At 43.1% G+C, this 25,875-nt stretch carries 26 protein-coding genes, 4 tRNA genes and 1 pseudogene; 17 read left to right on the top strand and 14 right to left on the bottom strand.

The window, feature by feature from the left end; genetic code table 11:
* Nucleotides 1–125: 125 nt before the first annotated feature.
* The 5 genes and pseudogenes from D6V41_RS14340 to serS form a co-directional block, all read left to right on the top strand.
* Nucleotides 126–1,910: pseudogene (locus tag D6V41_RS14340) on the top strand (DNA translocase FtsK); the annotation flags it as partial.
* Nucleotides 1,911–1,913: 3 nt separating this feature from the next.
* A complete protein-coding gene (locus tag D6V41_RS14335; protein WP_136252228.1) occupies nucleotides 1,914–2,711 on the top strand; it encodes a LolA family protein in 798 nt (265 codons plus the stop codon).
* A 17-nt stretch (nucleotides 2,712–2,728) separates the two neighbouring features.
* Nucleotides 2,729–4,033 carry a replication-associated recombination protein A gene (locus tag D6V41_RS14330; RefSeq protein WP_136252227.1) on the top strand — a complete coding sequence of 435 codons (1,305 nt, stop codon included), beginning with the start codon at nucleotides 2,729–2,731 and terminating at the stop codon, nucleotides 4,031–4,033.
* 47 nt (nucleotides 4,034–4,080) lie between these two features.
* Entirely contained in the window at nucleotides 4,081–4,464 is a 384-nt protein-coding gene (gene crcB, locus D6V41_RS14325) for a fluoride efflux transporter CrcB (RefSeq protein WP_136252226.1), read from the top strand.
* Between the two features lie 7 nt (nucleotides 4,465–4,471).
* Nucleotides 4,472–5,779, top strand: a complete 1,308-nt coding sequence (serS, locus tag D6V41_RS14320; RefSeq protein WP_136252225.1) for a serine--tRNA ligase — start codon at nucleotides 4,472–4,474, stop codon at nucleotides 5,777–5,779.
* A 91-nt stretch (nucleotides 5,780–5,870) separates the two neighbouring features.
* On the opposite strand, the gene D6V41_RS14315 is transcribed toward serS, so the two are convergent.
* The 5 genes from D6V41_RS14315 to D6V41_RS14295 all read right to left on the bottom strand — a co-directional run bounded on the left by D6V41_RS14315 (nucleotide 5,871) and on the right by D6V41_RS14295 (nucleotide 8,373).
* Nucleotides 5,871–6,242, bottom strand: coding sequence for a TusE/DsrC/DsvC family sulfur relay protein (locus D6V41_RS14315; RefSeq protein ID WP_136252224.1), 372 nt, complete (start codon nucleotides 6,240–6,242; stop codon nucleotides 5,871–5,873).
* Between the two features lie 20 nt (nucleotides 6,243–6,262).
* A complete protein-coding gene (locus tag D6V41_RS14310) occupies nucleotides 6,263–6,631 on the bottom strand; it encodes a hypothetical protein (RefSeq protein ID WP_136252223.1) in 369 nt (122 codons plus the stop codon).
* Entirely contained in the window at nucleotides 6,632–7,033 is a 402-nt protein-coding gene (locus D6V41_RS14305; RefSeq protein WP_206663266.1) for a DsrE family protein, read from the bottom strand.
* Between the two features lie 8 nt (nucleotides 7,034–7,041).
* Nucleotides 7,042–7,452: a sulfurtransferase complex subunit TusD gene (gene tusD / locus D6V41_RS14300; protein WP_136252221.1), complete on the bottom strand. Its 411-nt coding sequence runs from the start codon at nucleotides 7,450–7,452 to the stop codon at nucleotides 7,042–7,044.
* Between the two features lie 261 nt (nucleotides 7,453–7,713).
* Nucleotides 7,714–8,373 carry a Bax inhibitor-1/YccA family protein gene (locus D6V41_RS14295; protein WP_136252220.1) on the bottom strand — a complete coding sequence of 220 codons (660 nt, stop codon included), beginning with the start codon at nucleotides 8,371–8,373 and terminating at the stop codon, nucleotides 7,714–7,716.
* 290 nt (nucleotides 8,374–8,663) lie between these two features.
* Here D6V41_RS14295 and D6V41_RS14290 point away from each other — a divergent pair.
* The 12 genes from D6V41_RS14290 (at nucleotide 8,664) to D6V41_RS14235 (ending at nucleotide 17,000) form a co-directional block, all read left to right on the top strand.
* Nucleotides 8,664–8,755 (top strand) — tRNA-Ser (locus tag D6V41_RS14290).
* Nucleotides 8,756–9,208: 453 nt separating this feature from the next.
* On the top strand, nucleotides 9,209–9,850 hold the full coding sequence (gene uvrY / locus D6V41_RS14285) for a UvrY/SirA/GacA family response regulator transcription factor (protein WP_136252219.1): 642 nt from the start codon (nucleotides 9,209–9,211) through the stop codon (nucleotides 9,848–9,850).
* Nucleotides 9,851–9,855: 5 nt separating this feature from the next.
* On the top strand, nucleotides 9,856–11,685 hold the full coding sequence (gene uvrC, locus D6V41_RS14280) for an excinuclease ABC subunit UvrC (protein ID WP_136252218.1): 1,830 nt from the start codon (nucleotides 9,856–9,858) through the stop codon (nucleotides 11,683–11,685).
* Nucleotides 11,686–11,739: 54 nt separating this feature from the next.
* A complete protein-coding gene (gene pgsA, locus D6V41_RS14275; protein WP_136252217.1) occupies nucleotides 11,740–12,300 on the top strand; it encodes a CDP-diacylglycerol--glycerol-3-phosphate 3-phosphatidyltransferase in 561 nt (186 codons plus the stop codon).
* 115 nt (nucleotides 12,301–12,415) lie between these two features.
* Nucleotides 12,416–12,491: transfer RNA gene (locus D6V41_RS14270), tRNA-Gly, on the top strand.
* An 82-nt stretch (nucleotides 12,492–12,573) separates the two neighbouring features.
* Nucleotides 12,574–12,648 (top strand) — tRNA-Cys (locus D6V41_RS14265).
* A gap of 69 nt (nucleotides 12,649–12,717) precedes the next feature.
* Nucleotides 12,718–12,804: transfer RNA gene (locus D6V41_RS14260), tRNA-Leu, on the top strand.
* 121 nt (nucleotides 12,805–12,925) lie between these two features.
* Nucleotides 12,926–13,996 (top strand): sulfurtransferase, encoded by a 1,071-nt coding sequence (locus D6V41_RS14255; protein WP_136252216.1) that lies wholly within the window; start codon nucleotides 12,926–12,928, stop codon nucleotides 13,994–13,996.
* Entirely contained in the window at nucleotides 13,986–14,612 is a 627-nt protein-coding gene (locus D6V41_RS14250; RefSeq protein ID WP_136252215.1) for a LysE family translocator, read from the top strand. Before D6V41_RS14255 ends, D6V41_RS14250 begins: the two co-directional genes overlap by 11 nt.
* Before the next feature lie 59 nt (nucleotides 14,613–14,671).
* Nucleotides 14,672–15,454 carry a DUF2189 domain-containing protein gene (locus tag D6V41_RS14245; protein ID WP_136252214.1) on the top strand — a complete coding sequence of 261 codons (783 nt, stop codon included), beginning with the start codon at nucleotides 14,672–14,674 and terminating at the stop codon, nucleotides 15,452–15,454.
* Nucleotides 15,447–16,247, top strand: coding sequence for a glucosaminidase domain-containing protein (locus D6V41_RS14240; RefSeq protein ID WP_136252213.1), 801 nt, complete (start codon nucleotides 15,447–15,449; stop codon nucleotides 16,245–16,247). Before D6V41_RS14245 ends, D6V41_RS14240 begins: the two co-directional genes overlap by 8 nt.
* Before the next feature lie 81 nt (nucleotides 16,248–16,328).
* Nucleotides 16,329–17,000 carry a DUF2987 domain-containing protein gene (locus D6V41_RS14235; protein ID WP_421907812.1) on the top strand — a complete coding sequence of 224 codons (672 nt, stop codon included), beginning with the start codon at nucleotides 16,329–16,331 and terminating at the stop codon, nucleotides 16,998–17,000.
* A gap of 19 nt (nucleotides 17,001–17,019) precedes the next feature.
* On the opposite strand, the gene rssA is transcribed toward D6V41_RS14235, so the two are convergent.
* The 9 genes from rssA to ccoP all read right to left on the bottom strand — a co-directional run bounded on the left by rssA (nucleotide 17,020) and on the right by ccoP (nucleotide 25,873).
* On the bottom strand, nucleotides 17,020–17,943 hold the full coding sequence (gene rssA / locus D6V41_RS14230; protein ID WP_136252212.1) for a patatin-like phospholipase RssA: 924 nt from the start codon (nucleotides 17,941–17,943) through the stop codon (nucleotides 17,020–17,022).
* 31 nt (nucleotides 17,944–17,974) lie between these two features.
* A complete protein-coding gene (gene ttcA, locus D6V41_RS14225) occupies nucleotides 17,975–18,901 on the bottom strand; it encodes a tRNA 2-thiocytidine(32) synthetase TtcA (protein ID WP_136252211.1) in 927 nt (308 codons plus the stop codon).
* 76 nt (nucleotides 18,902–18,977) lie between these two features.
* Nucleotides 18,978–19,883 (bottom strand): universal stress protein UspE, encoded by a 906-nt coding sequence (gene uspE, locus D6V41_RS14220; RefSeq protein WP_136252210.1) that lies wholly within the window; start codon nucleotides 19,881–19,883, stop codon nucleotides 18,978–18,980.
* Nucleotides 19,884–20,044: 161 nt separating this feature from the next.
* Nucleotides 20,045–20,782: a fumarate/nitrate reduction transcriptional regulator Fnr gene (fnr, locus tag D6V41_RS14215; protein ID WP_136252209.1), complete on the bottom strand. Its 738-nt coding sequence runs from the start codon at nucleotides 20,780–20,782 to the stop codon at nucleotides 20,045–20,047.
* Between the two features lie 27 nt (nucleotides 20,783–20,809).
* The gene (locus tag D6V41_RS14210; RefSeq protein WP_136252208.1) at nucleotides 20,810–21,478 is read right to left on the bottom strand and encodes a sulfite exporter TauE/SafE family protein; all 669 of its coding nucleotides are present in this window, start codon (nucleotides 21,476–21,478) and stop codon (nucleotides 20,810–20,812) included.
* On the bottom strand, nucleotides 21,475–21,753 hold the full coding sequence (gene ccoS, locus D6V41_RS14205) for a cbb3-type cytochrome oxidase assembly protein CcoS (RefSeq protein ID WP_136252207.1): 279 nt from the start codon (nucleotides 21,751–21,753) through the stop codon (nucleotides 21,475–21,477). The genes D6V41_RS14210 and ccoS overlap by 4 nt, the downstream gene beginning before the upstream one ends.
* Before the next feature lie 67 nt (nucleotides 21,754–21,820).
* Nucleotides 21,821–24,289, bottom strand: coding sequence for a heavy metal translocating P-type ATPase (locus D6V41_RS14200; RefSeq protein WP_136252206.1), 2,469 nt, complete (start codon nucleotides 24,287–24,289; stop codon nucleotides 21,821–21,823).
* A gap of 9 nt (nucleotides 24,290–24,298) precedes the next feature.
* Nucleotides 24,299–24,790 carry a FixH family protein gene (locus tag D6V41_RS14195; protein WP_136252205.1) on the bottom strand — a complete coding sequence of 164 codons (492 nt, stop codon included), beginning with the start codon at nucleotides 24,788–24,790 and terminating at the stop codon, nucleotides 24,299–24,301.
* A gap of 129 nt (nucleotides 24,791–24,919) precedes the next feature.
* Nucleotides 24,920–25,873: a cytochrome-c oxidase, cbb3-type subunit III gene (gene ccoP, locus D6V41_RS14190; protein WP_136252204.1), complete on the bottom strand. Its 954-nt coding sequence runs from the start codon at nucleotides 25,871–25,873 to the stop codon at nucleotides 24,920–24,922.
* Between the last annotated feature and the right edge of the window lie 2 nt (nucleotides 25,874–25,875).

Raw genomic sequence — 25,875 nt, 5'->3', positions numbered from 1 at the left:
TCAAAAGCAGTAAAACGCTGATCGCATTGCCAAATAAAGTGGGACAATTGTCCTTACCCAGTCCGAAGCGCAAATCCGACGACGAGACAGAAGAGGGCAGGGCTGATTCATCAAAAGTAACCGTTACGAGCGTTCGCGCTGAACCTGGCTTTTCACGCAGAGATACCACGCTTGATTCGAACAGGGCTGCAAAAAGAAAAGCCGTTGAACCTTCGTTTGGCATTCCCGACGATGCTTTGGATGATGATGAGCTGGCACCGTTTTCTGTTAATGATGAAAGCGTGTCAGAATTTGGCAGGCAAACTGATCAAAGCAACTATGCCAATGTCGACAGTCGTTCCGTATCAAAATCGCAGACGAATTCATCAGGCAAATCAAACGCTACAGTATCAGGCCCTGATGCGGAGCAGCCACTTGAGCCAATGCCTTCCTTCGATTTATTAGAAAGAGCCGATAAAAAGCAAAATCCTATCACGCAAGAAGAGTTGGATCAGGTTTCAAGGCTGCTGGAAGCAAAACTGGCCGATTTCAATATTCAGGCAGAAGTGGTCGATGTGCTTCCCGGGCCTGTTATCACTCGATTTGAACTGGATTTGGCGCCGGGAGTAAAAGTGAGTAAAATTACAACCCTTGCCAAGGATTTGGCGCGCGCTATGTCGGCGATTTCAGTACGCGTTGTTGAAGTGATTCCAGGTAAATCTGTAATAGGGCTCGAGTTACCGAATAAACACCGCGAAATGGTGCGTTTGAGCGAAGTAATAGGCTGTGATGAATTTCAAAATAACGATTCCCCCCTAACCATGGTGCTTGGTGCAGATATTTCTGGAAACCCTGTGGTAGTTGATCTTGCAAAAATGCCGCACTTATTGGTAGCCGGTACAACGGGGTCGGGGAAATCAGTTGGCGTTAACGTCATGATTTTAAGCTTGTTGTATAAATCAACGCCTGAAGATGTTCGCATGATCATGATCGATCCTAAAATGTTGGAACTGTCTGTTTACGAAGGCATTCCGCATTTGTTAGCAGAAGTTGTTACCGATATGAAAGAGGCGGCAAACGCACTTCGCTGGTGTGTAGGCGAGATGGAGCGTCGATATCGTTTAATGTCTGCGTTAGGGGTAAGAAACCTCAAGGGCTACAACAAAAAGATTGCGCAGGCAAAGGCCGCTGGCGAGGAAATTTACGATCCGCTGTGGCAACCTAATCAGAGTATGGAAGATTCAGCACCTGCGCTGGATAAACTGCCGTCTATCGTTGTGATTGTAGATGAGTTTGCAGACATGATGATGATTGTGGGTAAAAAGGTGGAAGAACTTATTGCCCGCATCGCACAAAAAGCCAGGGCAGCCGGAATTCATTTAATCCTCGCAACCCAGCGCCCCTCCGTTGATGTTATCACCGGCTTAATAAAAGCCAATATTCCAACGCGTATCGCTTTTCAGGTGTCCAGTAAAATTGATTCTCGTACCATATTGGATCAACAGGGAGCAGAATCATTATTGGGAATGGGTGATATGCTGTATAACCCCCCAGGCACAAGTATAACAACGCGAGTGCACGGTGCTTTTGTTGACGATCATGAAGTGCACGCGGTTGTCGCTGACTGGAAAGCAAGAGGAGAACCTCAATATATTGATGAGATATTAAACGGCGAAACAAACGCTGAGGTGCTTCTTCCCGGTGAGCAAGGCGAATCTAATGCTGAGGACTATGACGCCTTTTATGACGAGGCTATCGCCTTTGTGACAGAAACACGCAAAGTTTCGGTATCAAGCATTCAACGCAAATTCCGTATTGGATACAATCGCGCCGCACGTATCGTGGAACAAATGGAAATGGATGGCGTCATAAGCAGTGCAGGGCACAACGGCAACCGTGAAGTACTTGCACCGCCACCACCAAAGGACTAATCCATGTATCTGAGTAAAATAATGTATTACAGTGATCTTCGTTCATCGTTTTTCAAGCGCTTATCGCGCGATTTCCTGTTTTTCGCTGTTTGTATTTGCAGCCTTGCCTTCGCTTCATTCTCAGATACGGCTATTGCGCAAACCTCAAATAGTCAGGAGGCGTCAAATGCTGATGCACAGCGAGCCAAAATCGAACTCAAAGAGAAGCTGGCCGAATTAAAAAATTTACAAGCCTCGTTCACTCAAGTCATCAAAGATGAGCAGGGCGAAACGCTCCAGCAGAGCGAAGGCACGATTACCTTAAGCAAACCAAATAAATTAAGATGGGAGGTGAAGTCACCTGATGAATCGTTATTTATAGCTGACGGAGAAGTTGTCTATAACATCGACCCTTTTGTTGAACAGGTCAGCATCATCAGTCAATCAGCAATAGAAAGTAATAATCCGCTTATGCTGCTGATTTCAGATAATGAGAACGCATGGGAAAATGTGAATATTAGTGAACTACAAATTCCGATGACCCTGGAAGCCCGTTTGCCTGGAAGTCAGGACTCAAATCCAGATAGGCAGTTTATCCGGGGAAGTTCACGTTATCTCATCACCACGCTTGAACAGGATGCGACGATTGTTGCCCTTGAACTGACCTTTGACAAAGAGAATTTATTAAGCTTACGCTCAACAGATCGTCAGGGGCAGGTTAATTTTATTTCACTTTCAAAGCAGCGCACAAATAAAGCCTTACCTGCTGATTTATTTCGACCAGAGTTTCCTGAAACTTACATTATTGACGACCAGCGCTAGGCAGCGAAGGTGAATTGATGTCTTCTCCCCTTGCTAATTTGCTTAGACCTTCGCGTTTTGACGATTACGTTGGCAACGAATTGCTGATGGGAGAAAGTGGCATACTCCGTCGCTTAAGTGCGAAAAAAAACATACCGTCAATGATTTTGTGGGGGCCTCCTGGCTGCGGCAAAACGTCCTTAGTACATGTGTTAGCCACTGAAGGCGACACAAAGGTGATTTCACTTTCAGCCATTAACTCGGGCGTAAAAGATATTAAAGCGATTGCTCAACAGGCACAATCAGAACAGGCAGGCTTATTTGCTCGTGTTCCGCTTGTATTTGTGGATGAAATACATCGTTTCAATAAAGCGCAACAGGATGCATTTCTGCCTTTTGTGGAAAGTGGTGTAATCCGATTAATTGGTGCTACGACTGAAAATCCTGCTTTTTCCATAAATCAGGCTTTGCTATCACGTATGCGCGTTTTCAGCCTTGAAGCACTTGATGAAAAGGCTCTGGACAAGCTTTGTATCAAGGCGCTTGGGCGCTTATCATCAGAGCAAAACAAAATTGTAACCATTGAACAGAGCGCAAAAGCTGCTTTATTGTTATACGCCAATGGTGATGCAAGACGCTTATTAAATGCAATCGAGTTAGCGTGTGATATCACTGAAGAGCAAGGCAAATCCATAAGAATTGATTTAGCAAGCCTTGAGCTTGCGGTGGGTGAGCGTATTGGTGCATTTGATAAGCAAGGTGATCATTATTATGATTTACTCTCAGCCTTTCATAAATCAATTCGTGGTAGCGCAAAAGACGCTGCGCTTTATTGGTTTGCCCGAATGCTATGCGCCAACACAGACGTTACGCCTATTTGCCGAAGGCTTTTGGCGATCGCTTCTGAAGATATAGGAAATGCCGATCCAAAAGCCTTGCAGGTTTGTTTGACGGCATGGGACGTTTATCATCGAGTTGGTCAGGCCGAAGGGGAACGGGCGGTGGCTCAGGCTGTTATATATTGTGCGCTAGCACCTAAAAGTAATGCGGTTTATGTAGCCTTTAAAGCAGCGAAAGCCGATGCACTTCAATTTCATAGTGAAGCTGTTCCCAAACATTTACGCAATGCACCAACGAAACTGGCAAAAGAGGCGGGCCACGGACGTGATTATATTTACCCTCATAATTTAGAAAGCGCCTACGCCAGCAACGAAAATTACTTCCCGGACGCAATGCCTGCCAGAGAGTATTATCAGCCCAATTCACGTGGATTTGAAAAGCAGCTACAACAAAAAATCGCATTTCTGAAAGAATTAGACGACAATGCGTCAAACAATAGCTAAAATTCAAGGACTTAAGTGAGGAGCGCGCAGTTGCGTTACACAAAACTATGACAATTACCTGGCTCACGTACGTCTATGTTGCAATTGGAGGCGCAATTGGAGCCTGTTTAAGGCTTTTTACCAATGTTGTGTTTATAAATTTATTGGGCAAAAGCTCGGTATTTGCTACCCTTAGCGTAAACGTGGTGGGCTCGTTTTGTATCGGTTTGGCATATGCGCATTTTATGACTCACAGCCAAATAAACGATGACCTTAAAATGTTTATTATTGTTGGCATTTTAGGTGCCTTGACCACCTTTTCGACCTTCTCATTAGAAGTATTATTACTCTTACAGCAAGGCGAATGGTTGCACGCTGTAATAACCGTATTTTTAAACGTGTGCCTCTGCGTGTTGGCAGTTTGGTGCGCAATGATGTTAATTAAAGGATAAAGTCACTATGCTAGACCCACGCTTACTTCGCAACAGTTTGCATGAAACTGCCGAAGTACTTGCAACACGCGGATTTAAACTGGATGTTGTCGCGTATGAGGAACTTGAAGAAAAACGTAAAAGCTTGCAAATTGAAACGCAGGATTTACAAAATGAACGAAATACGCGTTCCAAGTCTATTGGTAAGGCAAAAGCGTCGGGTGAAGATATTGCGCCTTTATTGGCTGAAGTTAGCGAACTTGGTGAAAAACTGGATGCAGCAAAAGATGCACTTGAGCATGTGCAAAACGCGTTAAACATTTTTTATCAAGAAACGCCAAACCTGCCGGCAAAAGAAGTGCCCGTTGGTAAAGACGAAGCAGACAATGTTGAAGTTACAAAATGGGGAGAGATACCCAAGTTTGATTTTGACGTGCGTGATCACGTAGATATTAGTGAGCGCATCAGTAACCAGGCGGGCAAAGGCCTTGATTTTGAGACGGCCGCAAAACTTTCAGGTTCTCGCTTTGTTGTGATGAATGGCGCAATCGCCCGCATGCACAGAGCACTTGCTCAATTCATGTTAGACGTGCATACCCAAGAGCACGGATATCAGGAAGTCTACGTACCGTATTTGGTCAATTCAGATAGTCTCTATGGCACAGGGCAACTGCCAAAGTTTGGTGAGGATTTATTTCATACCAAACCAGCTACCGAAGAGGGGCAGGGTATGTCTCTTATTCCCACGGCTGAGGTTCCTTTAACCAACATCGCCCGTGATCATATTTTTGCAGATACAGAACTCCCGCTTAAAATGACGGCGCACACGCCTTGTTTTAGAAGTGAAGCCGGTAGTTACGGAAGAGACACACGCGGTCTTATAAGACAGCATCAGTTTGACAAAGTCGAAATGGTACAACTGGTCTTGCCAGAGCAGAGCATGGATGCGCTTGAGGAATTGACCTCACACGCAGAAGCGATTCTGCAAAAATTAGGGCTGCCATATCGCAAAGTCATTCTGTGTACCGGCGATATGGGTTTTGGTTCCTGTAAGACCTATGATCTGGAGGTTTGGTTACCCGCGCAGAATACCTATCGGGAAATCAGCTCTTGCTCAAATATGGGAGACTTCCAGGCCAGAAGGATGCAGGCCAGATACAAGAGCAAAGATATGAAAAAGCCTGAATTACTGCATACACTCAACGGTTCAGGTTTGGCAGTTGGTCGTACCTTAGTGGCAATTTTGGAAAACTATCAACAAGCTGACGGCAGTGTAAAGGTACCAGAAGCTCTGGTGCCCTATATGAATGGTCTCACTGAAATTAACGTGACATAAATAGAAATAAAAATATACGCATAGAAAACAGGCGTCTATATGAGAGATCCTATGCGATACCAGGTTGCTGGCTTTAAAGCCTTATTAGCAATTATAGGCATTTAGCCGGCTTTGGCAGACCGGCTAGTTTTGTTGCAATCTTTGCCGGACCATCTGGAAACAATCGGTGTAAATATCGACTGTTTCCTACCTCGGGTCCAAATTGTTCTTTCATAGCCTTAACCAAAGCCCTTATCGCAGGGCTTGTATCATAAGTTTCGTAAAACTCGCGTACAAAACGAATAACTTCCCAATGCTTATCATTAAGTGCTAAATCTTCCTGTTCTGCAAAGGCCAGAGCGACGTTCTCAGACCAGTCTTCATAATTGGCTAAATAGCCGTGTCTGTCCAATTCAAGCTCGCGTCCCTTAACCTTTAGAAAATCTTGCTTGGGTAATGTGTTGTGTGGCTTGGATGCTTCCATTATTTCGTATACTTCTTCTGTTAGTCTTGAACGGTCATGATCGGAGAATGCTCAGCGCAAAGTGCCACCCACTGCTGGGTATTCACGAGGTGTCGCTCGATGGTTTGTGCACCGCTTTTGTCTGCTGAAGAGACTAAAGCTCCTAATCCTGAGGCCATCCAGTCTATATCCAAAACCCTTAAATCAATAAGATTATTGAGGTCCTTTTCTTCTAATATCCTGACTAGACTTGGATACAAATATACGCCGTCCTGCAACAATACTACGCATATCTTTTTATCAGCTTCAACGGACCCTGCCCGCTCTTTGTTCTCGTCATCGTTTTGAACGCTGTTTGGCAAATAGCTTTGCACTAGATCGAAACTATTGGATAAGACTTGTATCAGCATTTAAAACCTCAGAATATGTGATGCGTTTGCCATGAGAATATTGAGTTCTTGCTCATTTACTATTTGAGCCTCAAGCTCATCTGAAATGCTGATTTTTTCAAAAAACTCGTTTGTATAATTTTGCGCATGATTTTGCCCACTGATTGCTTCAAAGCGAAGCGCGACGCTTTTGCTACACACATAAATGTCTTCAATATCAAAAAGGGGAAGCGCCTTTAACTTTTTGGCCATATTTTTGTGCTGGATACCTGCTGGCGTTTGCGCACTTAGCAATTGAAAAACGCCGTTTCCCTGAAATAAAAAACGAACCTCAAGACCAACGTTTGTTGCACCAAGCGCGGCCTCGTAAGCATCCATAGCAAAGCTACTATGATACGGCGCATGCGTGCTTATAATTAACAAATAGGCGCTCAAAACTGAATACTCTTAATAGTTGATGCGGCGTCCTTTTCGTTTTTGGCATTTTCATTTAGCGCTGAAAAATATTCGCTCATCCCCACCGGAGTAAACGCCGCAGCCAAATTTGAGTCAGGCTTGCTTTTTTGATCCTCGGCTACAATGCCCCGACGAGCAGCCGCTGTAACACATAGATTGAGGGGCACATCGTTAGCTAGTTTAAATTCCGACCAACGTTTGCACATATTAATTTCATCTGTATTTAAATCCAAAAAGGTAGACGAGTTGTGAACACCGCTCTGGTAGAAAAACACCTGTTCAATACGATGCCCAGCTGTAATAGCGGCTTCGCAAAAGCGCAGAGCTGATTCAGCATTCCGAGAATCATAGGGACTTTTAGTAACAAAAATAGCAAAGCGCTGCATAATTCATTGACTCAAAATATTGAACAGGATGTAAGTAAACCAGGCTCGATCTAAAAGCACGGTGTCTTGGATTATCTTGTCCTGCATTATTGTGTCCTGGATTACCGTGTCCCGCATTATAATAAGACGCTTCTTAATATGCGAGCTTAGTAATTTGCCAGTTCAAGTAGAAGAAGCGTTTATAAACGTTTTTCTTCATAAACAAAAACGCCCCAGAATGTGGGGCGTAAATTGCAAAATATAATACGAGGATAATACAAGCTAGTCGTTGTTCATGCCAAGTAAAGCAAGCATGTGAACAAAGATGTTGTAAATATTTAGGTATAGTCCAACGGTAGCGCGAATATAGTTTGTTTCTCCGCCGTGAATAATTCTGCTTGTGTCAAACAAAATTAAACCCGACATAATGAAAATAACCAATGCACTAATTGCCATGCTCATCGCTGGGATGGCTAAGAAGATATTTGCAATAATACCTACAATGGCTACTACCAAGCCTACCATCAAAAAGCCGCCTAAAAAGCTAAAGTCTTTTTTACTTACAAGCGCATAGCCTGACAACGTAAAGAAAACCAACGCCGTTCCGCCTAAAGCTTGCGCGACAATTGAGCCTGCGCCTGCAGCTAAGTAAATATTCAATATTGGGCCAAGCGCACCACCGAACAAACCTGTGAAAACGAAGACCCAAAATAGACCCGCAGAGGAATCGGCTTTTTTCTGAACAATGAATAAGCTGATGAATCCGCCGATGATCATTGCAAAATACCCAATCATGCCAACATTTGCCATGACAGAGATAGTGGCTGTTATCGCACTGAACCCGATGGTTAATGCCAATAACATGTAAGTGTTACGAAGTACTTTATTTATCTCAATCGCGGGACGATCTGCCGCGCTCGAATACATAGTACGCCTGTCCATTTGTTTCTCCAGTAAATGCTTGAGTATTGTTTATTTTGTTTAGAAGTTAATCAAGAACTAACTTTTGCTACTTCTTAAACAAAAATAGTCGAGTGATTTACTCTACTATTCTTAGTCTATTTGTAGGGTGTTTGGTTCAATAATTCAAGTCTTATCGTGATTAATAAGAGTATATATTGTTCATTTGCGAATACATGTCGGAAAAATGTGCGAACAAAGTAAGATTTTTACGATTTTTTGATATTTGCACTTTACATTTTTCTGATTCGATTTTAAGATGCGCACCCATTGGAGAGGTGGCAGAGTCCGGTTGAATGCACCTGACTTGAAATCAGGCGAAGGGTCAAACCTTCCGGGGGTTCGAATCCCTCCCTCTCCGCCAAATACAAAAGAACCGCCCACGTGGCGGTTTTTTTGTATTTGTCTGAAAGGGAAGGTTGAGAAGCCCCGCTGTGTTCGACAAAATGGCAGGACGCCATTTTGCACGCGCAAAGCGCGCCCGAAGGGTGAGGCGCATGGATGCGCCGAATGAATCCCTCCCACCAATATTCTAAAAGAACCGCCCACGTGGCGGTTTTTTTGTATTTGTCTGAAAGGGAAGGTTGAGAAGCCCCGCTGGGTTCGACAAAATGGCAGGATGCCATTTTGCACTAATATCATCTTATTTTTTGCTTAGATGATTAAAATTTAAACCAAAGTATAGCTTTATAGCCCTCATTAGCTATTCCCAAATGCCAATAATTGTATGATACTAAGATGCTGCCAGTTACACACTTAGCTTGCACGCAGTTCAACAAAGAAAATTTCGACAATAACAATAAGGCTGATTTACGACGTGATCAAAATCTTAGTAGTGGATGACCATGAGCTCGTAAGGACAGGGATAAGTCGAATACTTAACGACGTGAAAGACTTTAACGTTGTCGCAGAAGCGGCAAACGGTGAAGATGCAGTTGCCTATTGCCGCAAACATTCTCCCGACATTGTGTTGATGGATGTAGGCATGCCCGGAATGGGCGGGCTTGAAGCAACCAAAAAAATTCTACGCATGTGTGATGATTCACGCGTAATTTGTTTGTCTATGCACAAAGAAAACCCCATACCGGCCAAAATAATGCAAGCCGGGGCTTATGGGTTTTTGACAAAAGATGCTGAGCATAGCGAAATGATTAACGCTATTTACAAAGTGGCGAGCGGACAAAAATACATCTCCCCCGAGATTGCACAAAAAATTGCCATTGGTGCGCTGGATTTGAATCAGTCAAATCCCTTTGAAGCACTTACCGAGCGTGAGTTAGAAATAACCATGATGATTACACAGGGCGTAAAAGTCACTCAAATTGCGCGCTCGCTAAATTTAAGTGCAAAAACTGTGAATACCTACCGTTATCGTACCTTTGATAAACTAGGCATTGAATCAGACGTTGAATTAACGCATTTAGCCCTCAGGCATGACTTAATTCAAACCGCCACATAAAGGTCATGGCAAGCTCAGAAAACACCTTTGAACCCAAACACTTTTTAAAACACCTGGCTTCCAAGCCAGGTGTTTATCGTATGTATAATGCGGTAAACGATGTAATTTATGTTGGTAAAGCTAAAAACCTAAAAAAGCGTTTAAGTTCTTATTTCAGAGCAAACGTAGACAGTAGTAAAACCCAATCCCTCGTTGCTAATATAGCCAATATTGATGTAACCCTTACATCAAGCGAAACCGAAGCTTTTTTGCTTGAAAATAACTACATAAAGAAATACCGCCCTCGCTACAATGTGGTGTTAAGGGATGATAAATCCTATCCTTTTATTTTTCTATCAGACCACAAACATCCCAGACTAGCTTTTCATCGAGGCCCCAAAAAAGCGAAGGGAGAATATTTCGGTCCATATCCAAGTGCATGGTCAGTGCGTCAAAGCCTCCGTTCAATGCAGCGATTATTTCCTGTTCGCCAGTGTGACGACAGTTATTATCGAAATCGCTCGCGTCCTTGCCTGCAGTATCAGTTAGAGCGATGTTCAGCGCCATGTGTTGAGGGCTACGTAAGTGAAGCGGAATATGATGAGCAGGTTCGTTTAGCTACGCTTTTTTTAAGAGGAAAAAACGCAGAAGTTATACAAACACTTGTTGCCAAAATGGAAAAAGCAAGTGAGGCACTTAATTTTGAGCAGGCAGCAAAATACAGAGACCAGATAAGCGCCTTGAGAAAGGTGCAAGAACAACAATTAATAAGCGGTTCACAGCAGGAAATGGATGTCTTTGGTTTTTGCTTTAAGAATGGAATGGCCTGTATTTATGGGATGTTCATACGTGACAACCAGCTGCTTGGGAGTAAGTCTTTTTTCCCAAAAATACCAAAAGGCGCTACCCCCGAAGAAATTCTCCAGTCTTTTTTACTGCAATTTTACTTGGCTGGAAACAAGCTTATTCCAAAACAAATCGTTATTCCGATAAAGTTTGATGAGATAGAAGAGGTGCAGGATGTACTGTCTCAGGAGGCGCATCGTAAAATAAAGTTTTACGAAGGGATCCGCGATGAGAAACGCAAATACCTGAAACTGGCAAACACCAATGCTGAAAATGCGTTGGAAACACAGCAAAATCAGCAAAAGTCCATTTTTGCCCGCTTTAGCGATTTAGAACGATTGCTGAGTAGCGATAACCCTATTAAACGAATGGAATGCTTTGATATATCCCACACGTCTGGGCAGCAAACTGTGGCATCGTGTGTTGTATTTGACCGAAACGGTCCGCTCAAGTCTGATTATCGACGCTTCAATATAGAAGGTATAACGCCAGGGGATGATTACGCAGCGATGGCCCAGGCACTCAAGCGTCGATACAAAAAACCTAACAAAGATGCCAAAATGCCTGATGTTCTATTAATCGACGGCGGAAAAGGTCAGCTATCTCAGGCTGAACAGCATTTTCAGGACTGGCCGAGCGAGTTTACGCCATTAATTGTAGGGGTTGCAAAAGGCACCACACGAAAACCAGGCCTCGAAACTCTGATATTGGCAGATTCCCACGAAACAATTCCTGTCGAGTCAGATGCACCTGGTTTGCACCTTATTCAACATATAAGGGATGAGTCACATCGTTTCGCCATCACCGGACATCGCAATCGTCGGCAAAAAGCAAAAAGTCAGTCAGTTTTACAAGAAATTCCAGGAATTGGCGCAAAAAAACGTCAGGCATTACTCAAATATACGGGAGGCCTGCAGGGCCTTAAAAAAGCGAGCAGGGACGAGATTGCAAAAGTACCGGGGATCAGTGAAGATTTAGCTGAAACTATCTATGATTATTTACACGCTTAAGTCTAGTTCTGGTATTATGCGTGGCAAAGAAGAACGATAAAAGATTTCAGTTCTATGACGTGGACTATACCGAATATTGTTACGCTTATTCGCGTGATATTAATTCCGATTTTTGTATCTGTATATTTTTTAGACTGGCGCTGGGCGCATGAAGCAGGTGCCTTTTTATTTTGGCTAGCGGCCATTACAGACTGGTTTGATGGTTATCTTGCCAGAAAGTTAGAGCAGTCTAGCGCGTTTGGCGCATTTTTGGACCCAGTGGCAGATAAGCTCATTGTTGCAGCCGCTTTATTGATGGTTACTCACACATATGCAGACATCTGGATCACAGTACCGGCCATCATCTTGTTAATGCGAGAAATTTTTGTATCGGCGTTAAGAGAATGGATGGGGCAACATGATGCATCTGATGCTGTTAAAGTCAGTTTTATCGGTAAAGCAAAAACAATGGCGCAAATGCTGGCGCTTATCGGCTTGCTCTCAGGCCTCGAAGTATTTTTAGGCGTGACAATTTACTGGGTGACACTCGGTTATATACTATTATGGATAGCGGCTGTTTTATCACTGTGGTCCATGATGAGTTACTCAATTGCTGCCTGGAAGGTTTTTAAATAAGCAAAATGTATGCTTAATGCACTAAGTGCTTAAAAATTAGCTAAGTAGCTTATTTTCAGTAGATTTGTGGTTGACAGCTTTTGTTTTAACGGTAGAATGCACCGCACATTTCAGAGCGGGAATAGCTCAGTTGGTAGAGCACGACCTTGCCAAGGTCGGGGTCGCGAGTTCGAATCTCGTTTCCCGCTCCAATTCTTTCAACTTGTTTGATTTTGACTTGTTTGATTCTGAATTGTTTGATTTTGAAGTGTGCTAAGTACTAAGTAAATTTACGGCGCTGTGGCAGAATGGCGATGCAGCGGATTGCAAATCCGTACTATTCCGGTTCGAATCCGGTCGGCGCCTCCACTTATTGCTGTTAATTTAAAAACATACCCCCTTATTCTGTTATCAATCTTTGATAATACGAAGTAAAATGCCCGGGTGGTGAAATTGGTAGACACAAGGGATTTAAAATCCCTCGCCAGTAATGGTGTGCCGGTTCAAGTCCGGCCCCGGGCACCAACTACTTTTCAAAGTCATTTTCACTCATTCATCTCAGCCATTTTACTGATTGTATCTATACGTTTACCCTATACTGAATTTACATTAAGCTATTGATATTCAGTATTTTTGAGAACAAGCAATGATTGAATCTGAAATTTCGTGTAAAGACTTGGCTGAACGCTTATCTATTGATTATAAAACAATACTTGACGCAACATTCGACGCAAGGCCCAACACAAAAAACACAGCCTCAGACGAAATACAATCTAACAGCAATCTTGTTGTGCTTTATACAAGCATGCGAAATGCGCCAGCCTCCAAGCCCGAGATTGTAAGTGCTAATCCAGACAAATATATTCCCAGGTCTATCTTCATTGACTTTCAACATAATGTTGTGGACAAAACCTCCTCTTTAAGCAACACCATGCCGCCGGCACATGATTTTGAGCGTGAAGTAGAGCGCTTAGGTATCAGTAACGAAAGTCACATTGTTGTCTACGATGATTTTGGTAACTTTTGTGCCTCTCGCGTGTGGTTCATGTTTAAGTCAATGGGGCATGATAAGATTCAGGTATTACGCGGTGGCCTGGCTGCCTGGCTTCATGCAGATTTGCCAACCGACACTCAGCTTCTCACTTCGGCATGTGTGAATTCAGGAACGACGCAAACATCATATATCGCCAGTCCATCTACCAACTTTCGCTTTGTTGACAGAGACTACATTCTCAGGCAGATCGTAGAATCAGACAGTGAAGATAACGATGCTCAGGTATTGCTGGATGCACGCTCACAAACGCGCTTTGATGGAGAGCAAAATGAGTCTAAACCTAATTTAAGGGCAGGGCACATCCCTAACTCCTTAAATCTTCACTACGCACGTTTGCAAGATAAAAACGGTAAATTTAAAGATAAAAATGCACTGCGTAAAGAATTTGACAATGTAATGAACGAATGCGCGATGAAAGAACGCGTAATGAATGAACGCGCAATAAAAGAACAAGCAATGCAAGAACAAGCAAAGCGCAATAAAGACGCTAATCCTCATCTCATTTTTACCTGTGGTAGCGGTGTGACAGCCTGTATTCTAGCTCAAGCAGCAGATGCTTTGGGTTACTCACCACTTTTCGTTTATGACGGCTCGTGGTCGGAATGGGGCATGCAAACCCATTTACCCATCACTACAAAAAAGGATACTGCCGATGGGGATTGATGTCACTGTTTGGTTAAGCATCGCTATTATGCATGCCTTTGCCGTTGCAAGTCCTGGTCCTGATTTTGCTGTAGTCATGAAACAAAGTCTTCAGCAAGGCAGGCGTGTTGGCATTATTACCAGTATTGGTGTGGGCACTGGTATTCTGCTTCACGTGGCTTACAGTATTTTAGGTGTCAGCATTATCATCAAAACAACCGAATGGATTTACCAAAGTTTACTGTATGCAGCCGCCGCTTATCTTATCTGGATGGGGGTGAGTGGCTTGCGAAGTCGACCCGGTCGCCACGACGATGACGCACCGCAAAGTATTAGCGCCCACTCTGGTGTAAAAGCGTTTATCATAGGTTTTGTCACGAATGGACTTAACCCAAAAGCGACGCTGTTTTTTCTTACGCTCTATACGCTGGCTATTCCGGCCGAAAGCACCTTGCTCGCAAAATCCATATATGGTGTTTATTTGTCCGTTGCTACAGCTTGTTGGTTTATATTAGTCAGTATTCTTGTAAGTCATAGGCAAATACGACGTGCTTACGTAAGTCATGGTCACTGGTTTGATAGAGTGATGGGTGCAGTGCTTATAGCAATGGCGCTTCTATTAGTCTTTTTCCAATAATGTTAGTATTAATCCTTAAGAGGTAATTTGTATCTAACTCCAGCAAACAGAGAGATGTATTGAGATTGAGTAAATCAGAGCTTAAAAATCATGCCCATATTCAAAGCATGCTTGCGAAAAAGTATGAGTTTGATGTAAAGCGTGTGTTGAGCAAAGCCAGAGAGGTGAGCGGTCAAAATACCCTTATGCTTTTTGGAGCTATTATGCTGACCGTCGCGGTCTTTGTAGCGCTAACCTTTATTTTTTATGCATTTATCGGTATTGATATACGTGATTCAAGCGCAGAGGACATTGTGGCTCAACTTCAGAATGTCGACCAGACGCGATTTGCCATTGGTGAATTGATTATGAACGTTATTCTTTCTCCCTTGCTAGCAGGTTTAGTCATGCTGGCAATTAATACGGTGAGAAACAACGGTATCAGTTTGTTTCAGGTTTTTGCTTATATTTCCTATATCCTGCCGCTCGGTGTTGCTTTTGTGCTAATTAATTTAGCAGTGAGTTTAGGATTTGCGCTTTTTGTCATTCCCGGTTTTTACCTTTTAATGGCGACAACGTTTGCTCTGCCCTTAATTGTTGATAAGGGAGTCACGCCATTTTCGGCTATTGTATTATCTGTGAGGATGGTGAACGCGTATTTATTCCCTTTCACTATTTTATTTTTAATCTTCGTTGCCTTGTTATTCGGCGTCATCATTTCATTTGGTTTTGCGCTGATTTGGGTCGGTCCGTTTTACTACAATGTGAAAGCAGTCCTTTATCAAGACCTATTTTGTGGGCAAGAAGAGGACAAACAAAGGACTGAGAACGATCCATCTCAATCAGGAGTATTTGATGCTTAACAAAAACGCTAAGCTGAAACATAAGGCAAAAATTATTGGGATCGCAGCTTTGAGCCTTGTGCTTGTGATCGCACTTGTTATTTTTATGCAACCTAGTCCTTCTTTTGTTGCTGATATTCCGGAAGTGGAGTTTGCAGATGATCCCGTTCCTGACTTTTCTCAATTTGAAAGGGTAGAAGATAAAAAGAAAGCGTTTTTTAATTACCTTCGCCCAGCAATTGACCTACAAAATGAATATTTACTGAATTTACGTGCCTATTTACAAGGTTTACGAGCTAAACTGATAGCTGGTGAATCCTTAAGTGAAAGCCAGCAAGAAGAGCTAGAATGGCTAATAGAAGAGTATCGTGTTGATACTGATCAAGACGAGATAAAGATTTTTGACGCACTATTGCGCAAAATTGATATTATTCCTGCCGAACTGGTACTGATACAAAGCGCCAATGAGTCTGCCTGGGGAACCAGTCGTTTTGCACAGGAAGGATATAACTTTTTTGGTATATGGTGCTTTGTAGAAGGCTGTGGATTTGTTCCAAAGCGCAGAAATTCAGGCGCGGTACATGAAGTAGCAAAGTTCGATGATTTATCGTCAGCGATGTATTCCTATATGCGGAATATTAACCGACACCCCGCATACCGAGAGTTACGCAGTATCAGGAGTAAGTTGCGGACAAACCAGCAAGAGATTACCGCTATGAAGCTTGCTGAAGGCCTCCATAAGTACTCTGAACGCGGCGAAGAATATGTTGAAGAGTTACAACTGATGATACAAATCAACAGAGACCTGATTTAGCAATTTATGTACGATTATAAGTTTCAAAAAGCGGAGATGAGCAAGTTGGCAAGTTTAGTAAATTCTGACAAAAGCAAAATAATGAATCGGTCTCTGGCAACTAAAGCCATTTTTGTCTCCCTGATTTTATTTCCGATTCTGTTTATGGTTTTGTATAGTGATGTGACACGCGCTGAAACGATAGAAGTCGAATATAAAACGTTTTATTCCCATGTGCGCAAACTCAATAACGAAGATACACAAGCCCTTCAATTCGCCTTCGGCTTTGTAAATATACACAGTAAAGCCTTATGCCAAATTGAAAGCGCACGAATTAGCACCGATAAAAAGCAAATCCCGCTTGAGGTTAGCGAAGAAAATCGCTTTACTGTCCCAACTGAGCGCGCTTTGCGCTTAGCCGATGCCCTGGTGATTATTGATATTGTTGAACAGAGCAATCATTGCGATATTTCTGTGCAACTAGAAACCAAGCCTGAATATTTGAAGGCCAACTATAGCTTTGAAGAATTAGCCTTTTTATTTGAGCAATACGAGGCATTTTTTAATGAGATGGGCAGTTTTATGTCTTTTATGATGCCCAGCGTAAACGGCTTAATGCTTCAGTTCAGAGACGAAACCTTAAGCACAAAACTTTCAAATGGCTATGAAATTATTCAAGGTAATCTAAAATTGGATAAAGCATTCTTTGAAAACGGCAAACCTATCCGTTTACCTGAAGCGCCGCTACGCGTAACCGCTGTAACCAGCAGTTAATATAGTTTTTGAGCATTTCCTATTCATTTTTCATCAGCGTGTCTTTTCTGATATTCAGCTGATAGGCAATTTGTTCTGCCAGCCGCTGTACCGCTCTTTCGCCATTTTCCGCCAGTTCTTTTGCGCGATGAAACTCGAGCAGGCCCACATCTCTTAATTGGGGCTCTATTAATATATCGGGCGGATCACCGGCCAGTCGTGAACGGGTGACTCGTGCTTGCAAAATTTCAAGGGCGCTGCTCATTACCCCGACAATTCCTGGTGCTGTTTTTTTATTAGGTTTTGGATCAGGTGAGAACCACTGTTTCATAAAGCCTTTTGATGCTTTCCCGATAAACTCGTCGGTTTTCTGCTGCGACTCACGGTGCTCATCTTCAAACTTTTCAATCAATTGGGGGCGAAAATCTGCACTTAAATTTACTGCTATGACAAAGTCTGCTCCTAGCTGACGACACTGATTCACCGGAACTGGATTGACCACAGCTCCATCGATAAGCCAGCGACCTTCGTGTTCGATGGGTGCAAACAGGGCAGGTATGGCGCAGGAAGCCTGGATCGCATCGTTAATATCACCTTTATTAAATACAACCTCTTTACCAGAATATAAATCCGTTGCAACAGCGGTAAATGGTTTTTGCATTTGCTCGAAAGAAGGGGCACAAAAGTCGGCTTTATGTTTGTCGAACACCTTCTGGCCGCTGGCTAATCCGCCGCGTCTAAAGCCAATGCCTAACAAACCGAATACTTGCCATTCGGTCAATGAATTTGCCCACGTTTCCAACTCGGTAAGTTTACCACTTGCATATGCTGCGCCGACATAGGCACCAATAGAACAGCCGGCAACCACGTCTATTTTGACACCAATCTCTTCAAGCGCCTTTATCACACCAATATGTGCCCATCCACGTGCTGCGCCTGCGCCAAGTGCTAAACCTATTTTCACCGAATCTCCTTATTGACTGTCAATTAAAATGTTACTTCAGTTGGATCACGCTAGTATGAATGACCTGATTGCCTTCGTGTAATTCATCATTCGATTCATTAACTTTAAATTGCATGGGAAGGTCAGGTGAGTCAAAGCCAATATCGCCTTCACCTTCCAACATAGTGCTGCTATTTAACGATTTAAAGTCAAAATGCGTGTGATCAAGCATATGAGAGGGAGTAATATTTTGCATGGCGCTAAACATAGACTCAATTCTTCCAGGGAAACGCTTATGCCAGTCCTGAAGCATCATCTTTATATTTTTGCGCTGCAAATTTTCTTGAGAGCCACACAAATTGCATGGAATGATTGGAAAATCCATATGCTGAGCATATCGAGCGATGTCAGCTTCTTTGCAATAAGCAAGAGGGCGGATCACCACATGTTTATTATCATCACTGAGGAGTTTAGGTGGCATTGATTTCATTTTCCCACCATAAAACATGTTAAGAAACAATGTTTCAATCATATCGTCACGATGGTGACCCAAAGCAATTTTTGTCGCCTCAAGTTGCGACGCCGTTTTATACAAAATTCCTCTGCGCAAACGCGAACATAGCGCGCAGGTTGTTTTTCCTTCTGGCACTTTTTCTTTAACAATGGAGTAAGTATCTTCCTCGACAATACGATAGTCCACGCCCAAATTTGTAAGATACTCCGGTAGTACGTGTTCCGGGAACCCAGGTTGTTTTTGATCCAGGTTTACAGCCACAATCGAAAAACTAATAGGGGCAATGCGCTGCAAGTACAAAAGAACGTCCAGAAGGGTGTAACTATCCTTCCCACCGGAAAGACAAACCATGACCTTATCCCCATCCTCAATCATATTGAAGTCAGCGATGGCTTTGCCTGTCTCTCGGCGAATTCGCTTCTGAAGTTTATTAAAATTGTATGTGGTTTTTGGCTTTACTGACATGAAACATAAGTCTTAGATAGTAGAAAACGCGGCAAGTATACGTAAATTACCGCGTTTTTTCATCTAAGATTTAGACCTAATGCATTTGTGGCTTGATCACCAAGGTATCGCAATTTACTTTGTCGATAATATGTTCAGCAGTATTTCCCAGCAAGGCTGCGCTTATACCTCGCCTGCCAACAGAGCCTAATACTAACAGCTCAGCGTCCAGATTTTCACACAAGGCAGGAATGACATCCTCTGGTAAACCCTCTGCCACATGCGCATTGGATTCCGGAATACCATACTCTTTGGCAATCACTTTTATTTCTGTTTCATGCTTGGCCTGTACGTCCTGATTGTAAGCCTGAGCGTTAAAACTTGGCACCTCTATAGCGATATGCACGGGAGCGCCAGCAAAGGTATTTGCAAGATGGACATTGGCATTGACCATTTTGGCAAGTTCGGTACTGATGCTCGTTATACGTTCACTTAGGAGATTATGTACTTTGTCGTTAGTGTCGATGCTGATAGCAGAAACGATATTGCCGTTTTCGGGCCAGTCGTGCTCTTTCACCATCAATACATTTACTGGACTGTGACGTAAAAGGTGCCAGTCATTCGGAGTAAAAATGCGATGCGCTAATTTGTTGTGACTCTTGCAGCTTTTTACAATTAAGTCGCAATGTTCGTGTGAAGCGACATCTATGATCCCGCGATACAGTGATTTGTGCCATACCGCTTTAATTTCAACATCCGTATTATCACATTTACCCACGTAGGCTTGCATAGCCTTTGTCTGTCCTTCAATGAGTGCGGTTTTCATATCTACCCGCTGTTCAGTGGTAAGAAAGTTCGTCATGTCATAGGTTTCGTCATAAATGCACGATACTAATAACAATTTTGCATTTAGTTTTTGCGCCAAAAAACAGGCTCGGTCAAAAGCTGGCTGACTATCATGGTAGGGGTCAAACACAACAAGAATGCGGGTACTAGTCAACATATGCGCTCCAGGCTTTTAAAATAAGTGGATGAATTTATTACCCTTGTAGTATAAGAAAGGTGGTTTACATTTGCATGTAACCACCTTGTTCTAAATCAATTAAGTTGTTAATAAGATTAGAGAATGTCAGTTTATGCTTATATGACTCATCAACGAATAAATTAGTTTGCCGCAGTAAAAGGAATTTCGGACTCGGGAATACGGTGCCTTAAACCATCAAAATCTAAAATTGTGATGAGCTTTCCATCGACTTGAATTAAGCCTTCTTTTTGGAAACGCGTGAGTAAGCGGCTAATTGTCTCTACCGTTAGCCCTAAATAGTTTCCTATTTCGTTACGAGTCATGGAAAGATTGAACTGTTTGGCGGAGTATCCACGTTCATCAAAGCGCTGTGACAAATGGCTAATAAAGTGCAATAAACGCTCTTCAGCGCTGCGCTTGCTTAACAACATCATAAGATCATGATCGTGTTTAATTTCAGAACTCATAAAACGCATGATTTGTTGGCGCAGCTTAGGATATTTTTCCGATACTTTATCTAAGGTTTCGTAGGGGAGTTCACACACCATCGCCGTCTCAAGCGCTTGCGAGTAACTCTGGTGCGTATCATCTTTTAATGCATCAAAGCCAATGATATCGCCCGGAAAGTGGAATCCCACTATTTGTTCAACACCGTCTTTATCGCTGATGTAGGATTTAAATGAACCGGACCGAACAGCGTAAAGAGAATGAAATGCCTGCCCAGCACGAACCAATTTGTCATGCTTGTGTAAAGGACGTTTGCGCTCAATGATATCGTCTAGCGATTCAAGTTCATTTTTATTAAGACTTACAGGCAGGCAAAGATGCGAAAAGCTGCAGCTTTGGCAGTGAATAGAGAGTTCAGGTCCTTTCGCCATGAGCTACACTCCAAAATTTGATTTGGATCATGTTATACCCTTAATAACAGGGAAAATCAAAATTATTGCGAAGAATATTAGACTAATGGCGATAACCTGCCGCGTGATTTTATGTTGTAAAAAAGGAATTAAAAAACTGGCTCCGACGCTGCTTGCGATTAGAGCAGGGAAGGTGCCTAGCCCGAACATGAGCATGAAAAGCGCACCGTTTAAGGCACTTCCACTTGCCAATGACCAGGTCAATGCTGTGTAAACCAATCCACAGGGTAAAAACCCCCAAACCATTCCGTAGGCTAAGGCAGAGCCAGGGTGTTTAAAGGGCAAAAAGCGTTTTGCGAAAGGTTGAATTTTTTTAAAAAAACGACTTCCCGCTTTTTCGAGTATCGACAGCCCTTTATACCAATCGCTGATGTAAAGCGCCAGGAGCACTAAAAACACAGCGCTTATCAGCGTTAAAATGGGAAAATTTGTTGTAATTGCCGTGCTGGTAATGGCGCCCAAATAGCCAGTCAATGCGCCAACGGCTGTGTAAGACGATATCCGACCGATATTGTAGGCCAAAATATAAGGAGTGTTAAATGCTTCTTTTGGTATAGCAAAAGTAAACGCGGTCGCAATTCCTCCGCACATTCCAATACAGTGCACGCCTCCTGCCAAGCCCATAAGAAAAGCGGATAGTAAATTAATATCCATTATTGCTTTTCGTCAAATCCTTTTTCTTCCGAGAGGGAGTCGTTTACATTTTTATTCGTAGGGGTTTCAGATGAATTATTCTCAGATTGCACTGCACTGCTATCACCCTCATTGTCGCGAGCGTCGGGTTTTTTCTTGATATCATCGTCAAACAAAATGCTGTAGCCCTGACGCTCCAAATCGTCAAACTGATTGGATTTTACCGCCCAAAAGAAAACACCGATTGCCAAAGCAACAATGATTACAGCCAGTGGTATTAATACGTATATAACGCTCATTTTGCTATTTTCTCATTTAGTATCTGTCGAGTCATTGTTGCCTTTGTAAGTATTAATCTACTATATCTTACTTCATAAGCCGCGTGGAGTTGTAAACTACAATAACAGAACTTAAAGACATTCCCAAAGCGGCTTGCCAGGGCGTTAAAACACCCGATACTGCAAAGGGTAAAACAAGCAAGTTGTAGCCAAGCGCCCATGCAATGTTTTGTTTAATCTTTCGTTTTGTGCGCTTCGACATATGTATTAGGTCGGCAAGGGCATGCAAACTGGGATTGAGTAAGACCACATCTGCTGCATTTTTTGCTAAATCAGAGGCATTACCTACCGCGACAGAGACATCAGCTGCTGCAAGCACCGGCGCATCATTGATACCATCACCTAACATGATTAAAGAGTGTTTTTTGGCTTGCTCTGATTTTACGTAGCTGAGTTTCGCCTCTGGTGTACATCCACCGAGCGCTTTTTTTATCCCTAAGCTATTTGCAACGCTCGCTACATTAGATTGCTCATCACCGCTTAAAATTGATAGGTTGTAGTCTCGTAGAGTATTGAGTACGTCCTGAACATCGTCTTTTACCGTATCATTAATCCAAAAAGCAGCAACAATAGTGTTATCAACCGACATCAGAACATTCGCGCCAGCCCATTCTGTCTCGTCATTACATGAGCTTGCTTGTAAAACAAACTTTTTAGACCCAATTAAACATTTAATGTTATTTATTTGCGCACTAATTCCTTTGCCAATTTCGATTTTGTAATCGCTAATATCGGCATCGTTTAGCACTTCAGCACCTGCATTATGGATCATGATGTCGACATTGAAGGCTTGTGAAATAGGATGCTCAGAGCGACTTTCAAGCAAGCTGGCAAGCTGCATAATGAGCATTGGATCAGTCGTTGAGTCATTTGTTGCGAGATCTTGTGTAAATGATGCGGGTAACGGCCTGAAGACTTTCTTTGAAATAGAAAACTGTCCTTTAGTCAGGGTGCCCGTTTTATCAAACACAATGTCGCTTGCGTGAGTGACTTGTTCAAGCGCATCTGCCCGTTTTAGCAAGATACCCAACTTATTGAGTTTAGCCATTGCACAGGTAAGTGCGCTAGGCGTTGCAAGCCCTAGCGCACACGGGCAGGTTGCAACTAAGACCGAAATCGTTATCCAAAATGCATGCGGGTCATCTTTTGACCACCAATACCAGTAGGTAAGGGCGCTTATAATCAGCACGGCGCTTACAAAATAACGCGACAAATTATCCGCTATAAGCGCTACTTTTGGCTTGCTGCCCATGGCTATCTCTTGTAAACGCAAAATCTGATTCATCATTGCGTTTTTAAGGGTGCTTGTTACCTCTATTGTCAGGCTGCCTTGTTGGTTGAGAGAGCCGGCAAATACGCGGTCGTTAGGGGCTTTTCGCACAGGCTCAAATTCACCTGTAAGCATCGACTCGTCAACCGTGGATTCCCCTTCGAGAATCAGTGCATCAATAGGAATGTTACTGCCTGCCTTAACCAAAACCCTATCACCTGTTTTAAGCTGCTTGGCTAACACTGAAGTCCACTGCTCATTTTCCCATTTAAGCGCAGTTACCGGAATGAGCTTTAGCATGTTGGATGATATTTCAGAGGCGCGATGGCGAGAGCGATGCTCTAAAAAGCGACTGATCAACAAAAAGAAGATAAACATGCAGATGGATTCAAAGTACACCTCACCGGTACTCTGATTCACTGCCATTACACCCGCTATGTATGTGGCTAATATGGCAATCGTAACAGGAACATCCATATTCACACTGCGATTTTGCAAGGCTTTAAGCGCACTGATGTAAAAAATACTGCCTGAATAGAGCACAACAGGCGTAGTGAGAATAAGACTCACCGCATTAAAATAGGCTATAGCCTCAGCATCTATGTTGCCGAAAATATCAAAGTATTGACCCATCGCGAGCATCATTACTTGCATGGTCATGATGCCGGCCAAGCCTAGTTTTTTTAAATAACTTTTTTGTTCTTTTTTGTAAGAAGCTTCATGATTGTCGGCCTGAAAGGGCAAGGATTCATATCCAATCGATTTCATTCTTGCCAATATGCCAGAGAGTTTTTGCTCAGCGTTATCCCAGGTGACCAAAGCACGCCTTGCTGACACATTTACTGAAACTTGTTTTACGCCCTTTACCTTGGCAAGCTGTTTTTCAATTAGCCAGCCACACGCAGCGCAGGTAATGCCTTCTACAGTTAATTGAATTTGCTTATGTTTGCCTTGATCAAAAACAAATTCTTCCTGTAATTCCGGCTCATCGTATACCGCTAATTTGGAGAGCGTATTATCTAATGCGGCATCTCCGCGGGCGGCAGGCTCGGTTCTAAATTCATAATAACTTTCCAGACCATTTTCTACGATCGCAGAAGCAACCGCCTGACAACCCGGACAGCACATGTAGTGGCGCTGTCCAACAATAGTGACGGGATATTTTTCACCCTCTGTATTCGGCAAGCCGCAGTGATAGCAGGCACCGTCTTGTATTTCTATGCTCATACAGGCCTGCTAGGGAATAAAACGAAAGGGGGCTGACTGGGGTAAATTGAGGGTGTCTTGCACCTTCCAGCTTTCATCAAGGGGCATGAGGCGTAAGCGCCATTTTCCTTTGATATTTTCATCAAACGATGCACGATAAATACCGCTTGCATCACGTGTAAGCAATACATCAAAATCCTTTTCTTCCAGAGTGACATGGAAAAAGTCCAGTTTCAGGGCTTCACCGGTTTGCGGGGCACCTTCAATAAACTGTAAGCTGACCGCACCACCTTGAATAGACAATTCTGTAACAATACCTAAGGCTTTCGCCTGCTCAATTTTATCCAGGCGGGCATTGATGTATTTTCCTTCTTTATAGTAATCATCAACAACTAGCGAGTTAGTGCCGTCAGTGGCGTAATTAAAAACCACGCTACCAACAATGACCGACGAAAGCGGAATCGCTATTAAAAACCAGGGCCAAAACTGCTTATACCAAGGCTGAGTATCACGTTCTTGCATTTGCTACCTTAAAACAACGTTGATGAATATTATTACTACGAACAATAGCTTGAATTTACACAAAAAAGCCTCGCAAAACGAGGCTTTTAACATACGAATTTAACTGCTAATCAACACCATAATTCGCGACTATTCTTGCGACAGACTATATACGTAAGCTGCCACAACATGAACTTTGTCTTCACCAAGCGTTTTATTAAACGCAGGCATGACACCGTTACGACCGTAATTAAGTGTTTCAGTGACTGCGCGCTCGCTGCCGCCGTACAACCAGATGTTGTCGGTCAGGTTAGGCGCACCAAGCATTTGGTTGCCTTTGCCGTCCATACCGTGACAGGCTGCGCAGGCTGCAAATCGGGCTTTACCGGCTTCTTTTAGCGCGGTATCTACTTCGCGACCGCTTAAACTTAAGGTGTAAGCCACAATTTCTTCAATGCCTTGCTCACCAAAGCTCGCTAACCAACCTGGCATGGCACCCATGCGACCTTTGATAAGCGTTTCTTTGATTTTGTCACCGCTACCGCCGTATAACCAGTCGTTATCAGTCAGGTTAGGGAAGCCACCATTTTGGCCTCTGGCATCTGAACCATGACACTGCGCACAATTTTGAAGAAACAAGCGTTTGCCCACTTGCAAAGCTTCTTCATTTTCGGCCAGTTGCTCAACGGGAACTTTGGCATACTCAGCAAAAATTGGGTCAAATAATTCTTCTGCCAATTTGATTTGCGTCGCATATTCGTTAAAACGACCTTGCTCAATGTCTTCACGAAGTGCCTGCTCAGATTCTTCAAGCGACAGTACATGCAAGTTTGCACTTTTCCAGCCCAAGAGTCCCTTAAAGCCTCCTAAACCTGGGTAAGCGATTAAGTACAATACGCCCCACACCATGGTGATGTAAAACAGCATTGTCCACCAGCGCGGTAATTGGTTGTTTATTTCCTCAATGCCATCAAATTCATGACCCATTGATTCGCCTTCTTCAACGCCGGTTTTATTTGCCAGCGTCCACTGTAGTAACCACCAGCAGCCAATAATTGTGCCGATTGTTAAAACAGTAATCCATATCGTCCAAAACATAGTCATAG

Source organism: Ningiella ruwaisensis, assembly GCF_004798935.1.
Classification (GTDB): Bacteria; Pseudomonadota; Gammaproteobacteria; order Enterobacterales; family Alteromonadaceae; genus Glaciecola; species Glaciecola ruwaisensis.
This window is presented reverse-complemented; position numbering and strand designations above follow the sequence as displayed.